The organism is Rhizobium sp. RSm-3, assembly GCF_001854685.1.
Classification (GTDB): domain Bacteria; phylum Pseudomonadota; class Alphaproteobacteria; order Rhizobiales; family Rhizobiaceae; genus Rhizobium; species Rhizobium ecuadorense.
The window spans coordinates 239052-257255 of sequence record NZ_MAWZ01000057.1; the positions used below are offsets into that span (position 1 = coordinate 239052).

Annotated in this window: 15 protein-coding genes; 6 read left to right on the forward strand and 9 right to left on the reverse strand. The window is 61.6% G+C overall.

Translation table 11 applies throughout. From position 1 onward, the window contains the following. Positions 1 to 29: 29 nt before the first annotated feature. Together BBJ66_RS28330 and BBJ66_RS28335 are read right to left on the reverse strand one after the other, a co-directional pair. Positions 30 to 1481: a gamma-aminobutyraldehyde dehydrogenase gene (locus BBJ66_RS28330; protein WP_049732716.1), complete on the reverse strand. Its 1452-nt coding sequence runs from the start codon at positions 1479 to 1481 to the stop codon at positions 30 to 32. Positions 1482 to 1627: 146 nt separating this feature from the next. Next, positions 1628 to 2530, reverse strand: a complete 903-nt coding sequence (locus BBJ66_RS28335) for a LysR family transcriptional regulator (RefSeq protein ID WP_049732719.1) — start codon at positions 2528 to 2530, stop codon at positions 1628 to 1630. A gap of 422 nt (positions 2531 to 2952) precedes the next feature. On the opposite strand from BBJ66_RS28335, the gene BBJ66_RS28340 reads away from it, so the two are divergent. Together BBJ66_RS28340 and gabD are read left to right on the forward strand one after the other, a co-directional pair. Next, on the forward strand, positions 2953 to 4005 hold the full coding sequence (locus BBJ66_RS28340) for a tartrate dehydrogenase (protein WP_049732717.1): 1053 nt from the start codon (positions 2953 to 2955) through the stop codon (positions 4003 to 4005). A 33-nt stretch (positions 4006 to 4038) separates the two neighbouring features. Further along, entirely contained in the window at positions 4039 to 5487 is a 1449-nt protein-coding gene (gene gabD, locus BBJ66_RS28345) for an NADP-dependent succinate-semialdehyde dehydrogenase (protein WP_049732718.1), read from the forward strand. A 334-nt stretch (positions 5488 to 5821) separates the two neighbouring features. On the opposite strand, the gene purU is transcribed toward gabD, so the two are convergent. The 7 genes from purU to BBJ66_RS28380 all read right to left on the reverse strand — a co-directional run bounded on the left by purU (position 5822) and on the right by BBJ66_RS28380 (position 13050). Continuing rightward, positions 5822 to 6706 (reverse strand): formyltetrahydrofolate deformylase, encoded by an 885-nt coding sequence (gene purU, locus BBJ66_RS28350; protein WP_071091732.1) that lies wholly within the window; start codon positions 6704 to 6706, stop codon positions 5822 to 5824. Between the two features lie 161 nt (positions 6707 to 6867). Continuing rightward, complete coding sequence (gene glnT, locus BBJ66_RS28355; protein ID WP_049734988.1) at positions 6868 to 8175, reverse strand: type III glutamate--ammonia ligase; 1308 nt, start codon at positions 8173 to 8175, stop codon at positions 6868 to 6870. A gap of 80 nt (positions 8176 to 8255) precedes the next feature. Next, positions 8256 to 9584, reverse strand: a complete 1329-nt coding sequence (locus tag BBJ66_RS28360; RefSeq protein WP_071091735.1) for an FMN-binding glutamate synthase family protein — start codon at positions 9582 to 9584, stop codon at positions 8256 to 8258. A gap of 14 nt (positions 9585 to 9598) precedes the next feature. Then, complete coding sequence (locus BBJ66_RS28365; RefSeq protein ID WP_049734990.1) at positions 9599 to 10285, reverse strand: GXGXG domain-containing protein; 687 nt, start codon at positions 10283 to 10285, stop codon at positions 9599 to 9601. Positions 10286 to 10341: 56 nt separating this feature from the next. Beyond that, positions 10342 to 11247, reverse strand: coding sequence for a class II glutamine amidotransferase (locus tag BBJ66_RS28370; RefSeq protein ID WP_049734991.1), 906 nt, complete (start codon positions 11245 to 11247; stop codon positions 10342 to 10344). 89 nt (positions 11248 to 11336) lie between these two features. Further along, positions 11337 to 12020, reverse strand: a complete 684-nt coding sequence (locus tag BBJ66_RS28375; RefSeq protein ID WP_049734992.1) for a helix-turn-helix domain-containing protein — start codon at positions 12018 to 12020, stop codon at positions 11337 to 11339. A gap of 70 nt (positions 12021 to 12090) precedes the next feature. Then, complete coding sequence (locus BBJ66_RS28380) at positions 12091 to 13050, reverse strand: GlxA family transcriptional regulator (protein WP_049734993.1); 960 nt, start codon at positions 13048 to 13050, stop codon at positions 12091 to 12093. An 87-nt stretch (positions 13051 to 13137) separates the two neighbouring features. On the opposite strand from BBJ66_RS28380, the gene BBJ66_RS28385 reads away from it, so the two are divergent. From BBJ66_RS28385 to BBJ66_RS28400, 4 genes are read left to right on the forward strand one after another with little or no spacing between them, the layout of a single operon-like run. Then, complete coding sequence (locus BBJ66_RS28385) at positions 13138 to 14388, forward strand: sarcosine oxidase subunit beta family protein (protein ID WP_049734994.1); 1251 nt, start codon at positions 13138 to 13140, stop codon at positions 14386 to 14388. 12 nt (positions 14389 to 14400) lie between these two features. Further along, the gene (locus tag BBJ66_RS28390; protein WP_049734995.1) at positions 14401 to 14682 is read left to right on the forward strand and encodes a sarcosine oxidase subunit delta; all 282 of its coding nucleotides are present in this window, start codon (positions 14401 to 14403) and stop codon (positions 14680 to 14682) included. Continuing rightward, entirely contained in the window at positions 14679 to 17636 is a 2958-nt protein-coding gene (locus BBJ66_RS28395; protein WP_071091738.1) for a sarcosine oxidase subunit alpha family protein, read from the forward strand. Before BBJ66_RS28390 ends, BBJ66_RS28395 begins: the two co-directional genes overlap by 4 nt. Beyond that, positions 17629 to 18174 (forward strand): sarcosine oxidase subunit gamma, encoded by a 546-nt coding sequence (locus tag BBJ66_RS28400; RefSeq protein ID WP_049734997.1) that lies wholly within the window; start codon positions 17629 to 17631, stop codon positions 18172 to 18174. The genes BBJ66_RS28395 and BBJ66_RS28400 overlap by 8 nt, the downstream gene beginning before the upstream one ends. Positions 18175 to 18204: the final 30 nt, after the last annotated feature.

Sequence of the window (18204 nt, forward strand, 5' to 3'; positions counted from 1 at the left end):
GAACCATCGCCGTGGCTCCGATTGTTTCTCTACGAGAAGTTGAACATTACGTGGCGGATCGAGGTATAATCCTCGAGGCTGTAAATGGACTGGTCTTTGCCGTAGCCGGAATGTCTCAGCCCACCGTGTGGCATTTCACTCAAGAGCGTGAAGTGCTGGTTTACCCAGACCGTACCGTAGCGCAGGCGAGCCGCCACTTTGAGCGCTGTGGTGGCGTTTGACGACCACACGGATGATGCCAAGCCGTAATGGCTCTCGTTCGACCAATCGATAACTTCTTCGGCGGTTTCGAAACGAGATACCGCGACGACCGGCCCGAAGACCTCGCGACGGACGATTTCGTCCTGAACATTTGCGCCGACAACGAGAGTCGGCTCGTAGTAGAAGCCGTCCCCCGAGGCCGGCTTGCCGCCGGTCAGAACTTCAATATGCTTCGAGGTGCGCGCGCGCTGAACGAAGCTCTCGACGCGGTCTCGCTGACGCTGGCTGATGAGTGGGCCGAGTTCAGTCTGTTCGTGCTCGGGCGCACCGCTGCGGATGCTTTTGATTGCGGCGTTTAGCTTCTCGACAAGCTTTTCGTAGACACCGGACTGGACGTAGACGAGGCAGGCCGCGCAACAATCCTGGCCGGCATTTTCGAAGCCTGCCATCCGAATTGTTTCGACAGCGGCATCCAGATCGGCGTCGTTGAATATGATGACCGGCGCTTTCCCTCCAAGTTCAAGGTGCGTGCGCTTCAATGTCGGCACAGCAGATTGCAGCACCTTCTGACCTGTCGTGACGTCGCCTGTCAGGGAGACCATCGCGACGCCGGGGTGCGAAACAAGCGTGGATCCGACGGACTCTCCACGACCGGTGACGACGTTGACGACGCCTCTCGGCAAAAGAGTTGCCAGGAATTCGCAAAGGCGAAGGAGCGTGAGGGGAGTCTGTTCGGACGGCTTTACGACAACGGTGTTGCCGACCGAAATCGGTGCAAAGACCTTCCAGGCGGCCATCATCAGCGGGAAGTTCCACGGAGCCACTGAGCCCACCACGCCGACCGGATCGCGGCGAATAATGGACGTATGATTTTCGACGTATTCACCTGCAGCGCTGCCATTCAGCACTCGGCACGCGCCGGCGAAGAAACGAATGGCATCTATGATGGCGGGCATTTCGCCATTCAGCATGCCCAGATACGGCTTGCCGCAATTGAGGGATTCGAGGCGAGCGTAAGTTTCGATGTTCTGCTTGAGGTGCTCAACGACTTCGAACAGAAGTTCGGAGCGCTGCCTGGGCGTGGTCAGCGACCAAGTCTTGAAGGCGGATTGCGCAGCTGCCACTGCGGCATTTACCTGATCGCGGCTCGCTTCCTTGACGGCAACGAGAGTCGAGCCTGTAGCCGGGTTCAAGATTTTCTCGTCGCCGCCAGTTCCCTCGACAAGCTCGCCGTTGATGAGCAGCTTCGTCGAAAACGCCGGAGTGATAACCATATCCATTAAATGTCTCCCTGACTGATGGGCGATCCGCAGACACCACGCCGTGGTGCCGCAATCCAATCGTCAACAGTGTGTCGCGGAAGAACCGGAAGGGAAAATTCGAAATGCTTGCGATGACGTATCGGTTTTATCGATATGTCGCTCGGCTACCGTTTCGCATGGTAGTCACGGGCGACGGTCTTGAAAATCTCGGCTTGGTCGGTATCCGGCGACCCCTGCCGCCACACCAGGCCGACGTCCAACGTAATAGAGAGGCCTTCGACCGGGCGAGCCTCAAGACGGTCGCCTTCGAGGGTGTAGGGGCGGAAGGCGAGGTCGGGCATGATGGCCACGCCTGTCTCTGTGCCGACAAGGCTTCGGACTGCCTCCACCGAAGTTGTTCTGAGAAAGACCCGATCCATAAGGTCCTCGCCTTGCAGCCAACCGGAGATTGACTCCAGCAAGTCATCATTTGCCAGCAAGATAAGCTTTTGATCGCGCAGATCGGATGATTTGACACGGCTCTTGTCGGCGAGGCCATTCTTTGGCGACACCCAGACTCTGAATCTCGATCGCACGAGTGAATCGACCGATAGGGCGAACTGCTCTTCGATATTGGACACAACCATGAGCGCAAGCTGCAGTTCGCCACTGATGAGGAGATGTTCAATATATCTTCGCTGGTCCTCGACCACTTCTACAGATACTTCAGGAAAAACGCGCCGGAACCGAGCCAGAATGTCGGAGAGAAAATAGCCGGCGACCAGGTTCGTCACGCCCAGGCGAAGGGTTCCCGATACGTTGTCTATTTTAGCTGTGAAGGCGTCCTCGGCATCTTTAACCGTGGAAATGATGAGTTTGGCGTGCCGCAGGAACCGATGCCCCTCATACGTCAATGCGATCCCCCGGGCGTGACGGGAAAATAGCGCGCTTCCGACCTGCTCTTCAAGTTGCCGGATGCTTTCGGTAAGCGCGGACTGCGAGATTCGCGCAGCAGTAGCGGCACCAGATATGGTGCCGAGTTCTGCCGTCAGCACAAAATACTGGACCTGCCTTAGCGTAAAATACATAAGCTGTTCCCACTTGTCAGAGCGCTTTTGCATGCGCCTTTATCTCTGCGCTAATCGCGGCCGGAACAACGTATCGGTATAATCGATATCTCGGCAACGGCAAAAGATACTTCTCCTCCCGCTGAGTTCGATTTTACACTCATTGCCGTCATCCCACGCTACGCCATCGTTTGAGAGGCCACTTCTTTCAATCGGGCCCGGCTCGCGCTTGGGAACTGAGATGGATCGGTTGGCTAAGCGGGAGATTGAATGTCGGATAACCGGCAGGTCGCTATGTCAGACTCGGGAGCGAGCCAATTACCGGTAAACTCTTCGGGTCGAATGACGGCATGAGACCTTGAGAAGGCTGCACAACGAACCGAATTCCATGCATCCGGCGTTGCATGGTTCAATCGAAATTCCTCGAAGCACGGACGGAGAGTATGGTGGACCTCAAAATCGCAATCATCCCCGGAGACGGCGTGGGCGTCGAGGTGACTGCGGCAGCCTGGGAAGTTTCACTTGCCGCTGCGGCAGCTTGCGACGTCAATCTTTCCGCAACGACATTTCCGTGGTCTTGCGATCACTATCTTGAAACTGGAGCGATGATGCCGGCGGACGGGATCGAAACGCTCCGAACCTTTGATGCGATCTTGCTTGGAGCGATCGGATGGCCGGCGAAGGTATCCGACGACATTTCTCTGCATGAGCTTCTACTTCGTATCAGGAAAGAGTTCGACCTCTATGCGAATGTCCGTCCGCACAAGCTGCTTCCTGGCGTGACTGGACCTCTTCGTGCCGAGAATATCGATATCCTTTGCATCCGCGAAAATACGGAAGGGGAGTATTCTGGCGCTGGCGGCAGGGTGCACCGTGGTACGGCGGAAGAGATCGCAGTTGAGACCAGCGTTTTCACCCGTCACGGTGTGGAGCGGATTCTCCGATACGGCTTTGAAATGGCGCGAAAGCGCAGGAGGCAGCTTGCTTCGGTAACAAAGTCCAACGCGCAACGCCACTCGATGGTGTTTTGGGACGACGTAACAAGGCAGCTTTCCGCGGAGTATCCGGACGTCGAGGTCCGCAGCTATCACGTTGATGCAATTGCCGCCCGCATGGTCATGTTCCCGGAAACATTGGATGTCGTTGTTGCGTCCAACCTGTTCGGCGACATCTTGTCCGATATCGGCGCGGCGATTCAGGGAGGACTCGGATTTGCAGCGTCTGCAAATATCGACCCGACCGGCCGCTCGCCGTCCATGTTCGAGCCGGTCCACGGTTCAGCACCGGACATCGCAGGCAAGGACGTGGCAAACCCGATCGCCGCTATATGGTCGGCAGCAATGATGTTCGAGCACTTGGGCCAGACGGAACTCGCGACCAAAATTTCAGATGCCGTCGGCCGCGTTTGCGCGCGTGGAATTGGTGCTGGGTCATCAGGCTCCAGCTACGGCACTCGTCGCACTACAGATGAAATTCTTCTTGAAATTGGGCGCTAGGCGCACAGACACTTTCTGCAAAGGATAGAGGCCATGGCTCTCAAAGATAAGACCCTGTTCAGACAAGCCGCCCCGGTTGCCGGGCAATGGATCGAAGTCGGCGACGGTCCTTCGGTCGACGTGGTCAATCCGGCTGACGGCCGCCTTCTCGGCCGCGTTCCGAAACTTGGAGCGATCGAAACGCGAAAAGCAATCGAAGCCGCACAATTGGCGATGCCAGCATGGGCTGCCCGCACGGCGAAAGAACGTTCTGGCCTCTTGCGGCGCTGGTTCGAACTCATGATTGAGAACAAAGACGATCTCGCCGAAATTCTTACACTCGAACAGGGCAAACCTTTGACCGAGGCAAAGGGTGAGATCGTCTACGGCGCTAGTTTCGTAGAGTGGTTCGCCGAAGAGACTCGTCGCGTATATGGCGACATCATTCCGGGGCACCAGCCGGACAAGCGCATCCTGGTGATGAAGCAACCGATTGGCGTTGTGGCGGCCATCACGCCATGGAATTTCCCAAACGCGATGATTACCCGAAAGGCCGGGCCGGCCTTGGGTGCAGGATGCGGAATCGTTTTGAAACCTGCAGCGCAGACGCCGTTCTCCGCGATTGCGCTCGCGGTCCTTGCCCAGCGCGCGGGTATTCCTCCAGAGCTTTTCAGCGTTGTAACCGGCGCGGCACGGGAGATTGGGGGCGAAATGACGTCGAACCCAATCGTCCGCAAGGTGACGTTTACCGGATCAACTGAGATCGGCGCGGAACTGATGCGCCAAAGCGCCTCGACGATCAAAAAGATGGGGCTGGAGCTTGGGGGAAATGCGCCCTTCATCGTATTCGATGATGCTGACCTGGATGCAGCAGTCGAGGGTACGATCGTGTCTAAATTCCGCAACAATGGCCAAACATGCGTCTGCGCTAACCGCATCTATGTGCAGGACGGAGTTTTTGAGGCCTATGCAGAACGGCTTTGCCAGGCGATATTGAAGCTGCGGGTCGGTAACGGCATGGAGCCGGAGGTGGCGCTCGGCCCGCTGATCGACAGTGCGGCCGTTAACAAGGTCGAGGAACATATCTCGGATGCTCGGGCGAAAGGTGCGCGGGTTGTGCTGGGTGGTGCCCGGCACCAGAAGGGCGGGAATTTCTTCCAACCAACAGTGCTCGCAGATGTAACCAGTGACATGAAGCTTGCGCACGAAGAGACGTTCGGGCCGGTCGCGCCACTTTTCCGCTTCACTGATGAAGACGATGTCATTCGCCAAGCAAATTACACGGAATTTGGCCTAGCCTCCTACTTTTATGCGCGGGATCTTTCGCGTGTATTTCGCGTCGCTGAAGCGCTTGAGTATGGCATGATTGGCGTTAATACAGGTCTCATCTCGACGGCGGAAGCACCTTTTGGTGGTGTGAAATCATCCGGCCTTGGTCGGGAAGGTTCACGATATGGCATGGAGGAGTTTCTCGAACTTAAGTATGTCTGTTTGTCGGTTTGATGATCTTGGTGGTGGCCTCGCTGGCAGGTGGTGGTATTCAACCCTTCAAGCGAGGCAGCGATCCGCGCCGAGCGGGGCGGCTGAAACAAGATCCAGATTTTAGGCCGTCGGACTGCGCCGCCATGTCCTTACTGCCGTGTTGCTGGCTGACACTACATTATTCAAAGGCTTGCCCAAACTTCCAAACGTCATCGGCTCGCCGGCGTGCTGGCGCGAAAAGCCGCAGTGCGCCGGAGCAACTGGCGAAACACGCTTTGCATTAAGCTCGCTGGCCGGCGGTGAGGAATAACTTGATGCTGGCCTCAGTTGTTGCTGATGTGTCCCAAGGCGGCGCTCAACCCATGCGTTCGGAGGCGTAGCTGCCGGGGCTTGCCGGGAAGACGACGGTTCTATTGCCGTTGATGAAGGTGCGGTGGTGGATATGGGCGTGGATGGCGCGGGCCAGCACCTGGCTTTCGACGTCGCGGCCGATCGAGACATAGTCGTCGGGCGACTGCGCATGGGTGATGCGCGCCGTGTCCTGCTCGATGATCGGGCCTTCGTCGAGGTCGGCGGTGACGTAATGGGCCGTCGCCCCGATCAGCTTGACGCCGCGGCCATAGGCCTGCTTGTAGGGGTTGGCGCCCTTGAAGGACGGCAGGAAGGAATGGTGGATGTTGATGATCTTGCCCGACATCTTCTGGCACATCTCGTCCGACAGGATCTGCATGTAGCGAGCGAGCACGATCAGCTCGGTGCCGGTCTGCTCGGCCACCGACATGATATGGGCCTCGGCCTGCACCTTGTTGGCCTTGGTGACCGGAATATGGTGGAAGGGGATGTCGTGGTTGACCACGACCTTCTGGTAGTCGAAATGGTTGGAGACGACGCCGACGATGTCGATCGGCAGGGCGCCGATCTTCCAGCGGTAGAGCAGGTCGTTGAGACAATGGCCGAAGCGCGACACCATCAAGAGCACCTTCATGCGCTTCTCGCTGTCGTGAAATTCGTAATCCATCGAAAAGGGCGCGGCGACGGCGGCAAAATCGGCGCCGATCTCGGTGCCGGAAAGCCCTTCCTCCGAAATGAAGGAGACGCGCATGAAGAACTTGCCGGTATCGAGATCGTCGAACTGCGAGCTGTCGATGATGTTGCAGCCCTTCTCCGCCAGATAGCTCGAAATCGCCGCAACGATGCCGCGCGTCGATTTGCAGGATACGGTGAGGACGACGTTTTTCATGCGGTCTCTTCCTTGGCCAGATCAGGTGCCCGGGGATGTGACGACGCCGAAGCTGGTCAGCTCCGGCGTGTCGGTGGTCATTTAATGCATGCCGCCGGAAAGTGTGCAGCGGTTTCCGGATGACGACATGCACAAAACAAAGAGCTAAAGCGGCCGGCCGCTCAGATATCGAGCGTGCTGTCGCGTTCCCACTGGGTGAAATGCGAGCAGTAGGCATTCCATTCCCGATGCTTGAGCTTCAGATAGGCGGCCGAAAATTCCGCCCCCATCGCCTGCTTCAGCCCCTCGTCGTCATCATAGGCGCGCAGCGCATCGAGAAGGTTGAGCGGCAGGCGCGGCGCGTCCTTCACCAGGTGGCCCTCGGCATACATGTCGATATCGTAGTGGGGGCCGGGGTCTGCCTGGCTGCGGATGCCGTTAAGGCCGGCGGCGATGATGATCGCCTGCAGCAGGTAGGGATTGACCGCCCCATCCGGCAGGCGCAGCTCGAAACGTCCCGGCCCCGGCACGCGCACCATGTGGGTGCGGTTGTTGCCGGTCCAGGTGACGGTGTTCGGCGACCAGGTGGCGCCTGACGTGGTGCGCGGCGCGTTGATGCGCTTGTAGGAATTGACCGTCGGATTGGTGACCGCGGCAAGTGCGGAGGCGTGCTTCATGATGCCGCCGAGGAAGGTCTTGCCCTGAGCCGAGAGCCCGAAGGCCATCTCCTTGTCGGCGAAGGCGTTGACCTTGCCGTCGATGTCCCAAACCGAAATATGGGCATGGCAGCCATTTCCGGTCAGCCCCATGAAGGGCTTCGGCATGAAGGTGGCGCGCAGGCCGTGCTTTTCGGCGACCGACTTGACCATGAACTTGAAGAAGGAGTGCTTGTCCGCCGTCTTCAGAACGTCGTCATATTCCCAGTTCATCTCGAACTGGCCGTTCGCATCCTCGTGGTCGTTCTGATAGGGCTTCCAGCCGAGCTCGAGCATGTAGTCGCAAATCTCGGCGATGACGTCGTAGCGGCGCATCACCGCCTGCTGATCGTAGCAAGGCTTCTCGGCGGTATCGAACTGATCCGAGATCACCGAACCATCCGCGGAGATTAGGAAGAACTCGGGCTCGACGCCGGTTTTTACCCTGAGCCCTTCTTTCGCAGCCTCGGCGACCAGTCTTTTCAGGAGCACACGCGGCGCCTGTTCGACGGGCTGATCGTCCATGACGCAGTCGGCGGCAACCCATGCAACATCCTTCTTCCAAGGGAGTTGGATGACGGAGGATGCGTCGGGAACGGCGAACAGGTCGGGATGGGCAGGCGTCAGATCGAGCCAGGTTGCAAAACCCGCGAAACCGGCGCCGTCTTTCTGCATATCGGCAATGGCTTGCGCCGGGACCAGCTTGGCGCGCTGAGCGCCGAACAGGTCCGTGTAGCTGATCATGAAATATTTGATGCCTTTTTCGGAGGCGTATTGCGAGAGGTCCAGTGTCACATTTGTCCCCTTGTATTGATCTTAGACACTTGATGATGAAGCCGGCCGCATCCTCCCAAACGCGCCCGGCCGGTGTTTTTTTAGAAACCGGTCTTGCCGGGGATCCAGTTGGTGCCGGCGAGCGGCACTTGCGCCATGGCCGATGCCTCGATCGTCAGTGCGACGAGGTCTTCCGGCTCGAGGTTGTGCAGGTGGTTCTTGCCGCAGGCACGCGCGATCGTCTGCGCCTCGAGCGTCATCACCTTGAGGTAGTTGGCAAGGCGGCGGCCGGCCGCAACCGGGTCGAGGCGTTTTGCCAGCTCTGGATCCTGGGTGGTTATGCCGGCCGGGTCCTTGCCTTCATGCCAGTCGTCATAGGCGCCGGCCGTCGTGCCGAGCTTCTGATATTCTTCTTCCCAGTGCGGATCGTTGTCGCCGATGGCGACGAGTGCCGCCGTGCCAATCGCGACCGCGTCGGCGCCGAGCGCCAGCGCCTTGGCGACGTCGGCGCCGGAGCGGATGCCGCCAGAAACGATCAGCTGCACCTTGCGATGCATGCCGAGATCCTGCAGCGCCTGAACGGCCGGACGAATGCAGGCGAGCGTCGGCATGCCGACATTCTCGATGAAGACGTCCTGCGTTGCCGCCGTGCCGCCCTGCATGCCGTCGAGCACGACGACGTCGGCGCCGGCCTTCACGGCAAGGGCAGTATCGTAATAGGGACGCGCGCCGCCGACCTTGACGTAGATCGGCTTTTCCCAATCGGTGATTTCGCGCAGCTCCATGATCTTGATTTCCAGATCGTCGGGGCCGGTCCAGTCCGGATGGCGGCAGGCCGAGCGCTGGTCGATGCCCTTCGGCAGGTTGCGCATATTGGCGACGCGGTCGGAGATCTTCTGGCCGAGCAGCATGCCGCCGCCGCCGGGCTTGGCGCCCTGGCCGACCACGACTTCGATGGCATCGGCGCGGCGCAGGTCTTTCGGATTCATCCCGTAGCGCGAGGGCAGGTACTGGTAGACCAGTGTTTGCGAATGGCCGCGTTCCTCATCGGTCATGCCGCCGTCGCCGGTGGTGGTCGAGGTGCCCGATATCGTCGCACCGCGGCCGAGCGCTTCCTTGGCATTGCCGGACAGCGCGCCGAAGCTCATGCCGGCAATGGTGATCGGCGTCTTCAGCGTAATCGGCTTCTTGGCGAAGCGCGAGCCGAGCACCACCGTCGTGTCGCACTTCTCGCGATAGCCTTCGAGCGGATAGCGCGAGATGGAGGCGCCGAGAAACAGCAGGTCGTCGAAATGCGGGACCTTGCGCTTGGTGCCGGCGCCGCGGATGTCATAAATCCCGGTGGCCGCCGCGCGACGGATTTCGGCGAGCGTATAGTCGTCGAAGGTCGCGGACTTGCGTGGCGGGGTATAGGGGTTGTGATAGCTCATGGGTGTCCCTCGCCTCAATACGCGTCGGCGTTGTCGATGTTGAAATTGTAGAGCTTGCGGGCCGAGCCGTAGCGCTTGAACTCCTCGGGCCTGACGTCCGTGACCCCTGCTTTGTCGAGCAGTTCGGCAAGCTTTTGCAGATGCTCAGGCCGCATCTCCTTCTCGATGCAGTCGGAACCGAGGCTCTTGACCTCGCCGCGGACGAAAAGCTTGGCTTCGTAGAGCGAATCCCCCAGCGCGTCGCCGGCGTCGCCGAGCACGACAAGATGGCCGGATTGACCCATGAAGGCCGACATGTGGCCGATGCTGCCATGCACGACGATGTCGATGCCCTTCATCGATATGCCGCAGCGCGAGGCGGCATTGCCCTTGATGACGAGCAGGCCGCCGCGGCCGGTGGCGCCGGCATACTGGCTGGCGTCGCCTTCGATGACGACGGTGCCGGACATCATGTTTTCGGCAACGCCCGGACCGGCGGACCCATGAACCGTGACCCTGCCGCCGTCATTCATGCCGGCGCAGTAATAGCCGACCGATCCTCTGACGGCGACCGTGGCGGGGCTGTCGATACCGACGGCGACGGCATGACTGCCACGCGGGTTGATGACCTCGAATTCAGTGTCGTTGGCGCCTTGGGAAAGGGCATGCAGCGCGCTGTTCAGCTCGCGAAGAGGGGTATTGGAAAGATCGAATGTCGGCATTGAATCCTCGTTGGTCCGGGAGACGGTCTAGGCCGCCTCCAGCTTTCAGGCGTCCCTCAGGCCGCCTTGTCGTGATCCCAGAAATAAACGGTCGCCGGCTCCGGCTCCCAGACACGGGCATTCTCGATGCCGGGAAGGTTGACCAGCGCGCGGTATTCCGAGCCGAAGGCGACATACTGGTCGGTCTCGGCCATGACGGCGGGCTTGCAGGCGATCGGGTCGCGCACCACGCCGAAGCCGGACTTGGTGCCGACGACGAAGGTGAAGAAGCCGTCGAGATCGTCGAGCGCGCCGGTCAGCGCCTGGCCGAGATCCTTGCCCTTGGCCATTTCGGCCGTGAGATAGGCGGCGGCGACTTCGGAATCGTTCTGCGTTTCGAAGGTCATGCCTTCGCGCACCAGTTCGCGGCGCAGATTGTTGTGGTTGGACAGCGAGCCGTTGTGCACGAGGCACTGGTCGGCGCCGGTCGAGAACGGATGGGCGCCGAGCGTGGTGACCGCGGATTCCGTCGCCATGCGGGTGTGGCCGATGCCGTGGGTGCCGCTCATGGCACGGACGTCGAACCGCTTCACGACGTCTTTCGGAAGGCCGATTTCCTTGTAAATCTCGACGCTTTCGCCCGATCCCATCAGGCGGACCGTCGGGCGGATCTCTTCAAGCGCCTTGCGCACCGTTCCAAGCTTGGAGGCATCAAGCTCGATGACCGCGTGCGTGCTCTTGATCGATACCTCGGCTCTGATGCCGGCCTTCTCCAGGTCGCCGGCGAGGCCCTCGAAGTCGACGCTGGGGTTGGCGGACTGGATGGTGATCTTCGCCCTGCCCTCTGCAGAGCCGCCATAGATCGCGATGCCGGCCGAATCCGGTCCGCGATCCGTCATGGTGATCAGCATATCCGAGAGCAGATTTCCCAGCTGGGGTTCAAGGCTCTTGTCCTTGAGGAACAGTCCAACAATGCCGCACATAGCCCGTGCCTCCGTTCGTGTTGAGAAAGGACTAGCAGGTCTGCGTCAGGACAGCAACTGGGAGGAATAAAATTTTCTTTTAAGGCAAGTTAGCCCCGGGAATTCTGCTGGGGATAACTGATGATCGAGAGGTACTTGCTCGGCAGCTTCACCAGCTGCTCCGGCCCATGCGGCGCATCGGCGTCAAAGAACAGGCTATCACCCGGCTGCATCTGGAAAAGCTGATCGCCGTGGCGGTAGACCACCTCGCCTTCGAGCATATAGAGAAACTCCATGCCCTCATGCTGAAAGGTCGGGAAGACATCGGAATCGGCCGTCAGCGTGATGAGATAGGGCTCGACGATGACGCCGCTGGTATTGTTGTCGATATGGCCGAGCAGATTATATTGGTGGCCGGCGCGCGTGCCGCGCCGTTCGAGCTCGATGCCCTGCCCCGCCTTGACGAAGACGGCGTTGCGCGGTTCCTCGAAGCGGCGGAAGAAAGCGGTCATCGGTACGCCGAGCGCCCGCGACAGCGATTGCAGCGTCGTCAGTGACGGCGAAATGTTGCCGTTCTCGATCTTCGACAGCATGCCGAGCGAAATGCCGGTCGCAGCCGCGAGATCCGTGACGGTGATGCCGAGTTTCTTGCGGTAGGCGCGCACCTCATGGCCGATCGCCATTTCGAGGTTGTTTTCCTTCGGTTCCCGAACGGCGTGCGGATCCTGGGAAAAGGGAGCGCGTTCGCCATGCGCCTGTTCCGCTTGCTTTGCCGCTTCGAGCTTGGGTTTCATGCTGCCGCCTTCGCTTTTTGTCCAAAGCCAACCCTATCGCCATAGTGAAATTTTCTCAACCGGGAGGAAACTATTCGCGCCGCGCCCCGCGCGGCGCGATACCGTAGGCGGCGCGGAACATCCGGGAGAAATGGCTGAGACTGGAAAAGCCGGTGGCAACCGCGATCTCCGAGACGGAAAGCGGGCTCTGCTTCAGCAGCCGATGGGCATGCTGCAGCCTGATCCTGTGGTATTGATCGAGGAAGGTGGTTCCGAGATGGGCCGCAAAGAGCCGGTCGAGATGGCGGGTGGTGACGCCGGCGATGCGCGCCATGGCGGCGCGGCCGAGCGGCATCTCGATCGTCTCCTCCATCCGTTCGAGAACGCTGAGCAGCCCGGGATGGTGGACGCCGTAGCGTTCGGCGAGCGAGGCGCGCTGGGGTGCGGCGGGCTCGTTGACCTCTGTGTGAAGATACCAGTCGCTGACGCGGCGGGCGAAATCCGGTCCCATCCGCTCGGCGATCAGCACATGCATCATGTCGAGTGGCGCGATGCCGCCGCCGCAGGTGATCCGGTTGCCGTCGATCATGAAGCGCGCCTGGCGCGGCGAGAGGTCCGGGAAGGCCTCGAGAAGGGCGGCCGCATGTTCCCAGTGGATGGTGAAATCGCGGCCCTCAAGCAGTCCCGCCGCGGCCATCAGATAGGGACCGCCCGAAATGCCGCCGATCCTGACACCCTCGCGCGCCAGTTGCCGCAGACAGGCAAGCACGCCGGGATAACGCCAGTCGCGCGGCAAGCCGCCGGCGCAGACGAAGGCCGTGCCGAGACCGGAACCCCTGACGGGAAGGGGTTCGGCGGGCACGCTGACGCCCGAGGAGGAGAGCGCCGGCGCACCGTCCGGCGAAAAGATCGACAGGCGGTAGATTTCGCGCCCGGCCAGAAGATTTGCCGCCCTGAGCGGCTCGCTCGCCGAGGCATAGGACATCAGCGCGAATCCCGGGATCAGGATGAAGCCGATCTCCTGGACATTTTTGCTATCGGAGGAGGACATGTCCCTTTTCTAACCATTCATGTCCTTATTGCGCAAGTCGCGCGTCGCCTTTCTGGCATCATGCAGCCGTTCTATTCGGATTGACCCATGCGCTATTCCGCCCTTTCGATTTTTCTCAACGGTCTTCGCGGCAACAAAGCCTGGGCGCCCGCCTGGCGCGACGCGGCGCCGAAGCCGCATTACGATGTCATCATCGTCGGCGGCGGCGGGCATGGCCTTGCCACCGCCTATTATCTCGCCAAAGAATTCGGCATCACCAATGTCGCCGTCCTCGAAAAGGGTTATCTCGGTTCCGGCAATATCGGCAGGAACACGACGATCATCCGGTCGAACTACCTGCTTCCCGGCAACAATCCCTTCTACGAGCTGTCGATGAAGCTCTGGGAAGGATTGGAGCAGGACTTCAACTTCAACGCCATGGTCTCGCAGCGCGGCGTGCTCAATCTCTTCCATTCCGACGCGCAGCGCGATGCCTATACCCGCCGCGGCAACGCCATGCGGCTGCACGGCGTCGACGCCGAGCTTCTCGACCGGCAGGCGGTGCGCAAAAAACTGCCATTCCTCGATTTCGACAATGCCCGTTTCCCGGTGATGGGCGCCTTGTTCCACCCGCGCGGCGGCACGGTGCGCCATGACGCGGTCGCCTGGGGTTATGCGCGCGGCGCAGACAGCCGCGGCGTCGACATCATCACCCAATGCGAGGTGACCGGCATCCGCAGCGAAAACGGTCAGGTGACCGGCGTCGAGACCAGCAGGGGCTTCATCGGCTGCGGCAAGCTGGCGCTGGCAGCCGCCGGCAATTCCACCGTCGTCGCCGATATGGCGGGCCTCCGCCTGCCGATCGAAAGCCACGTGCTGCAGGCCTTCGTCTCCGAAGGGCTGAAACCCTTCATCGACAATGTCGTCACCTTCGGCGCCGGCCATTTCTACGTCTCCCAGTCGGATAAGGGCGGCCTCGTCTTCGGCGGCGATATCGACGGTTACAATTCCTATGCCCAGCGCGGCAATCTGGCGTCGGTCGAGCATGTTGCCGAAGCCGGGCTGGCGATGATCCCTTCTTTGTCGCGGGTGCGTTATCTCCGCTCCTGGGGCGGGGTGATGGATATGAGCATGGACGGCTCGCCGATCATCGACCGCACCCATATCGATAATCTCTATCTCAACGCCGGCTGGTGTTACGGCGGCTTCAAGGCGACGCCCGCTTCCGGCTTCTGCTACGCCCATCTGATCGCCCGCAACACGCCGCATCAGACGGCCCGCGCCTTCCGGCTCGACCGTTTCGCCCGCGGCTATCCGATCGACGAAAAGGGCGTCGGCGCCCAGCCCAATCTGCACTGAGGACATTTGACGATGGCGAGCCTGATTTCCTGTCCCCATTGCGGCGCCCGGCCGAAGGAAGAATTCTCGATCCGCGGCGATGCCGGCCTTGTCAGGCCGGCGCCGGATGCCGGCGCGGATGCGTGGTTCGACTATGTCTATCTGCGCGACAATCCGCGCGGCCGTCACAGCGAATACTGGCACCACTCCTCCGGATGCCGCCGCTGGCTGATCGTCGACCGTGATACCGTCACCCATGCGGTTCACGGCGTCAGGGATGCCGCCCTTGCGAAGCTCGGCGGAGAACCGGCATGACCAGCTTCCGTCTTTCCGCCGGCGGCCGCATCGACCGCGCCACGACACTCGGCTTCACTTTCGACGGCAAGGCGCTGGAAGGTCATCCGGGCGATACGCTCGCCTCGGCGCTGCTTGCCAATGGCGTCCAGCTCGTCGGCCGCAGCTTCAAATATCACCGCCCGCGCGGCATCCTGACGGCGGGTGCTGCCGAACCGAACGCGCTGGTGACGACCGGCAGCGGCGGGCGCACCGAACCGAATACGCGGGCGACGATGATCGAGCTTCATGAGGGGCTGGCGGCCAAGAGCCAGAACCGCTGGCCTTCGCTCGGCTTCGATGTCGGCGCGGTCAACGGCCTGCTCTCGCCCTTCCTCAGCGCCGGTTTCTACTACAAGACCTTCATGTGGCCGGCGGCCCTGTGGGAAAAGCTCTACGAACCGGTGATCCGCAAGGCGGCGGGCCTCGGCAGAGCCTCCTACGAGGCCGATCCGGATACTTATGAGAAATGCTGGGCGCATTGCGATCTGCTGGTGATCGGCGCCGGCCCTGCCGGCCTTGCCGCGGCACTCACCGCCGGCCGCGCCGGTGCGCGTGTCATCCTCGCCGACGAAGGCCCCGAATTCGGCGGCAGCCTGCTTTCCGAGAGCCGTGCCGTCGAGGGCAAGCCGGCGGACGCGCTTCTCGGCGAGCTGCTGGCGGAACTCGAGGGGCTGGAAAATGTGCGCCGCCTGCCGCGCATGACCGTGTTCGGCTGGTACGACGACAATGTTTTCGGCGCGGTCGAACGCGTGCAGAAGCATGTGGCGCTGCCCGATCCCGAGCGCCCCGTCGAACGGTTGTGGCGCATCGTCGCCCGCCAGGCGATTCTGGCGACGGGAGCCGAGGAGCGGCCGCTCGTCTTCGGCGGCAACGATATTCCCGGCGTGATGATGGCGGGCGCCATGCGCAGCTATCTCAACCGGCAGGCGGTGGCGCCAGGTAAAAGCACTGTCGTCTTCACCACCAACGATGCCGGTTACCGCACCGCCGCCGATCTCGAGGCCGCCGGCCTCGCCGTCGCGGCGATCGTTGACAGCCGCGCCGATGCGGGCAAGGGCTGGCAGGGCCGCGCCGAAGTGCTGAAGGGCGCCCGGGTAATCGATGCGTTCGGCGGCCAGCGCCTGCGCGGCGTCAGCGTTGAAAGCACAGGCGGCATTCGCCGCATCGACGCGGATGCGCTGGCCATGTCGGGCGGCTGGAGCCCGATTATCCATCTTGCCTGCCATCGCGGCGGCAAGCCGCAATGGTCGGACGAGGCCGCGGCGTTTCTGGCGCCGGCCACGCAAGACGGCCTTGCCGTTGCCGGTTCGGCTGTCGGTCTTGAGGAAATCGCGGCCTGCCTCGGCGATGGCGCCGCAAAGGCGGCCGCCGCCCTGAAGGCGATCGGTTTCGCAGCTGCGGAACCGGCCTTTGATGCTGCGCCGGAAGCGGTTAGAGGCTCAAAGCCTCTCTGGTCCGTCAAGGGCTCGAAGGGCAAGGCTTTCGTCGACTATCAGAACGACGTGCATCTCAAGGATCTCGGGCTGGCGGTGCGCGAAGGCTACGGCCATGTCGAGCTTGCCAAGCGTTATACCACCAGCGGCATGGCGACCGACCAGGGCAAGCTTTCCAATATCAACGCCATCGGCATCCTGGCCGAAGCGCGCGGCGTGTCGCCGGCCGAGGTGGGAACAACGACCTTCCGGCCCTTCTATACGCCGGTCTCCTTCGGCGCTCTGACCGGGGCATCGCGCGGCAAGGATTTCCAGCCGGCGCGCAAATCGCCGCTGCATGGCTGGGCTGAGAAGAACGGCGCGGTCTTCGTCGAAACCGGCCTCTGGTACCGTTCTTCCTGGTTCCCGCGCGCCGGTGAAACGACGTGGCGCGACAGCGTCGACCGCGAAGTGCTGAACATCCGCAAAAATGCCGGTCTCTGTGACGTGTCGACCCTCGGCAAGATCGAAATCTTCGGCCGCGATGCCGCGGCCTTCCTCGACCGGATCTATTGCAACGGCTTTGCCAAGCTTGCTCTGGGCAAGGCGCGTTACGGCATCATGCTGCGCGAGGACGGCTTCATCTATGACGACGGCACCACCAGCCGCTTCAGTGACGAGCATTTCTTCATGACGACGACGACGGCGCTTGCCGCAGGCGTGCTCACCCATCTCGAATTCTGCGCCCAGACGCTCTGGCCGGAACTCGATGTCTGCTTCGCCTCCTCGACCGATCAATGGGCGCAGATGGCGGTCGCCGGGCCGAAATCCCGCGCCATCCTCGCGGAAATCGTCGACGAGGATTTGTCCGATGCGGCCTTCCCGTTCATGAGCGCCCGCAAGGTGTCGCTCTTCGGCGGCCGCCTCGAAGGCCGGCTGTTCCGGATCTCCTTCTCGGGCGAACTCGCCTACGAGCTTGCCGTACCGGCCGGCTACGGCGAGAGCGTTGCCGACGCCATCATGGCGGCGGGAGAGAAACACGGCATCTCAGCCTACGGCGCCGAAGCGCTCGGAGTCCTGCGCATCGAAAAGGGTCATGTCACCCATGCCGAGATCAACGGCACGGTCACCCCGGGCGATCTCGGCTTCGCCCGCATGGTGTCATCGACCAAGCCGGATTTCATCGGCAAGGCGATGCTTGCCCGCGAAGGCCTGCAGGATCCCGAGCGCCCGCGCCTCGTCGGCGTCAAGCCGCTCAATCCGGCAAGCGGCTTCCGCACCGGCTCGCATATCCTTGCCGAAGGCGCTGCGGCGACGCTGGAAAACGACCAGGGTTACGTTACGTCAAGCGCCTTTTCGCCGACGCTCGGCCATAAGATCGGTCTGGCGCTGGTCAGGCGCGGGCCGGAGCGCATCGGTGAAAAGGTGACGGTCTGGAACGGCCTGCACAATGAATTCACCGATGCGGTGCTCTGCCATCCCGTCTTTGTCGATCCTGAAAACGAGAAGCTCCATGCCTGATCTTCCCCAGCACAGACCGGTTCTCGCCGGTGCTAGATACAGCGGCATGGCAGCGGCCGGCCTCCGGCTGGAAGCCTTGCCGGAAGGCCATCTGCTGCACGTGCTCGGCACGATCGAGCCGGCCGCACTTGCCGCCGAACTGGCGAAGATAGGTCTTGCGAACAGTTCGATCCGCAAGGCTGGCTTCCGCCAATGGTTCGTCGCCGGCGACGCGCCGCTAGCGCCCACCGGTCTCGAGGCCCTAGCGGCAGCGCTTGCGGGAAAAGCCTTCGTCATGGACCAGAGCCACGGACGTGTCCGCATCGGCATTTCCGGCCGATATTCGCGGCTGCTGCTTGCAAAGGGCACCGCCGTCGATCTCGATCCGGCCGTGTTTGCCGAGGGCAGTTCGGCGATGACGATGGTCGGTCATCTCTCCGTCCAGATCGTCCGCACCGGCGACGACAGCTTCGAGCTGACGGTCCTGCGCAGCTTCGCCGAAAGCCTCTGGCACGAACTCAGCCATATGGCGGCGAGCGCCGAAAGGGATGGCGCATAAAGGCTATCGTGCCGGCAACCGCCAATGGTT

Bases quoted from the DNA above. Each gene is read 5' to 3' on its own strand.
- BBJ66_RS28330 (WP_049732716.1), bottom strand. From the start codon at position 1,481: ATGGATATGGTTATCACTCCGGCGTTTTCGACGAAGCTGCTCATCAAC.
- BBJ66_RS28335 (WP_049732719.1), bottom strand. From the start codon at position 2,530: ATGTATTTTACGCTAAGGCAGGTCCAGTATTTTGTGCTGACGGCAGAA.
- BBJ66_RS28340 (WP_049732717.1), top strand. From the start codon at position 2,953: ATGGTGGACCTCAAAATCGCAATCATCCCCGGAGACGGCGTGGGCGTC.
- gabD (WP_049732718.1), top strand. From the start codon at position 4,039: ATGGCTCTCAAAGATAAGACCCTGTTCAGACAAGCCGCCCCGGTTGCC.
- purU (WP_071091732.1), bottom strand. From the start codon at position 6,706: ATGAAAAACGTCGTCCTCACCGTATCCTGCAAATCGACGCGCGGCATC.
- BBJ66_RS28360 (WP_071091735.1), bottom strand. From the start codon at position 9,584: ATGAGCTATCACAACCCCTATACCCCGCCACGCAAGTCCGCGACCTTC.
- BBJ66_RS28365 (WP_049734990.1), bottom strand. From the start codon at position 10,285: ATGCCGACATTCGATCTTTCCAATACCCCTCTTCGCGAGCTGAACAGC.
- BBJ66_RS28370 (WP_049734991.1), bottom strand. From the start codon at position 11,247: ATGTGCGGCATTGTTGGACTGTTCCTCAAGGACAAGAGCCTTGAACCC.
- BBJ66_RS28375 (WP_049734992.1), bottom strand. From the start codon at position 12,020: ATGAAACCCAAGCTCGAAGCGGCAAAGCAAGCGGAACAGGCGCATGGC.
- BBJ66_RS28380 (WP_049734993.1), bottom strand. From the start codon at position 13,050: ATGTCCTCCTCCGATAGCAAAAATGTCCAGGAGATCGGCTTCATCCTG.
- BBJ66_RS28385 (WP_049734994.1), top strand. From the start codon at position 13,138: ATGCGCTATTCCGCCCTTTCGATTTTTCTCAACGGTCTTCGCGGCAAC.
- BBJ66_RS28390 (WP_049734995.1), top strand. From the start codon at position 14,401: ATGGCGAGCCTGATTTCCTGTCCCCATTGCGGCGCCCGGCCGAAGGAA.
- BBJ66_RS28395 (WP_071091738.1), top strand. From the start codon at position 14,679: ATGACCAGCTTCCGTCTTTCCGCCGGCGGCCGCATCGACCGCGCCACG.
- BBJ66_RS28400 (WP_049734997.1), top strand. From the start codon at position 17,629: ATGCCTGATCTTCCCCAGCACAGACCGGTTCTCGCCGGTGCTAGATAC.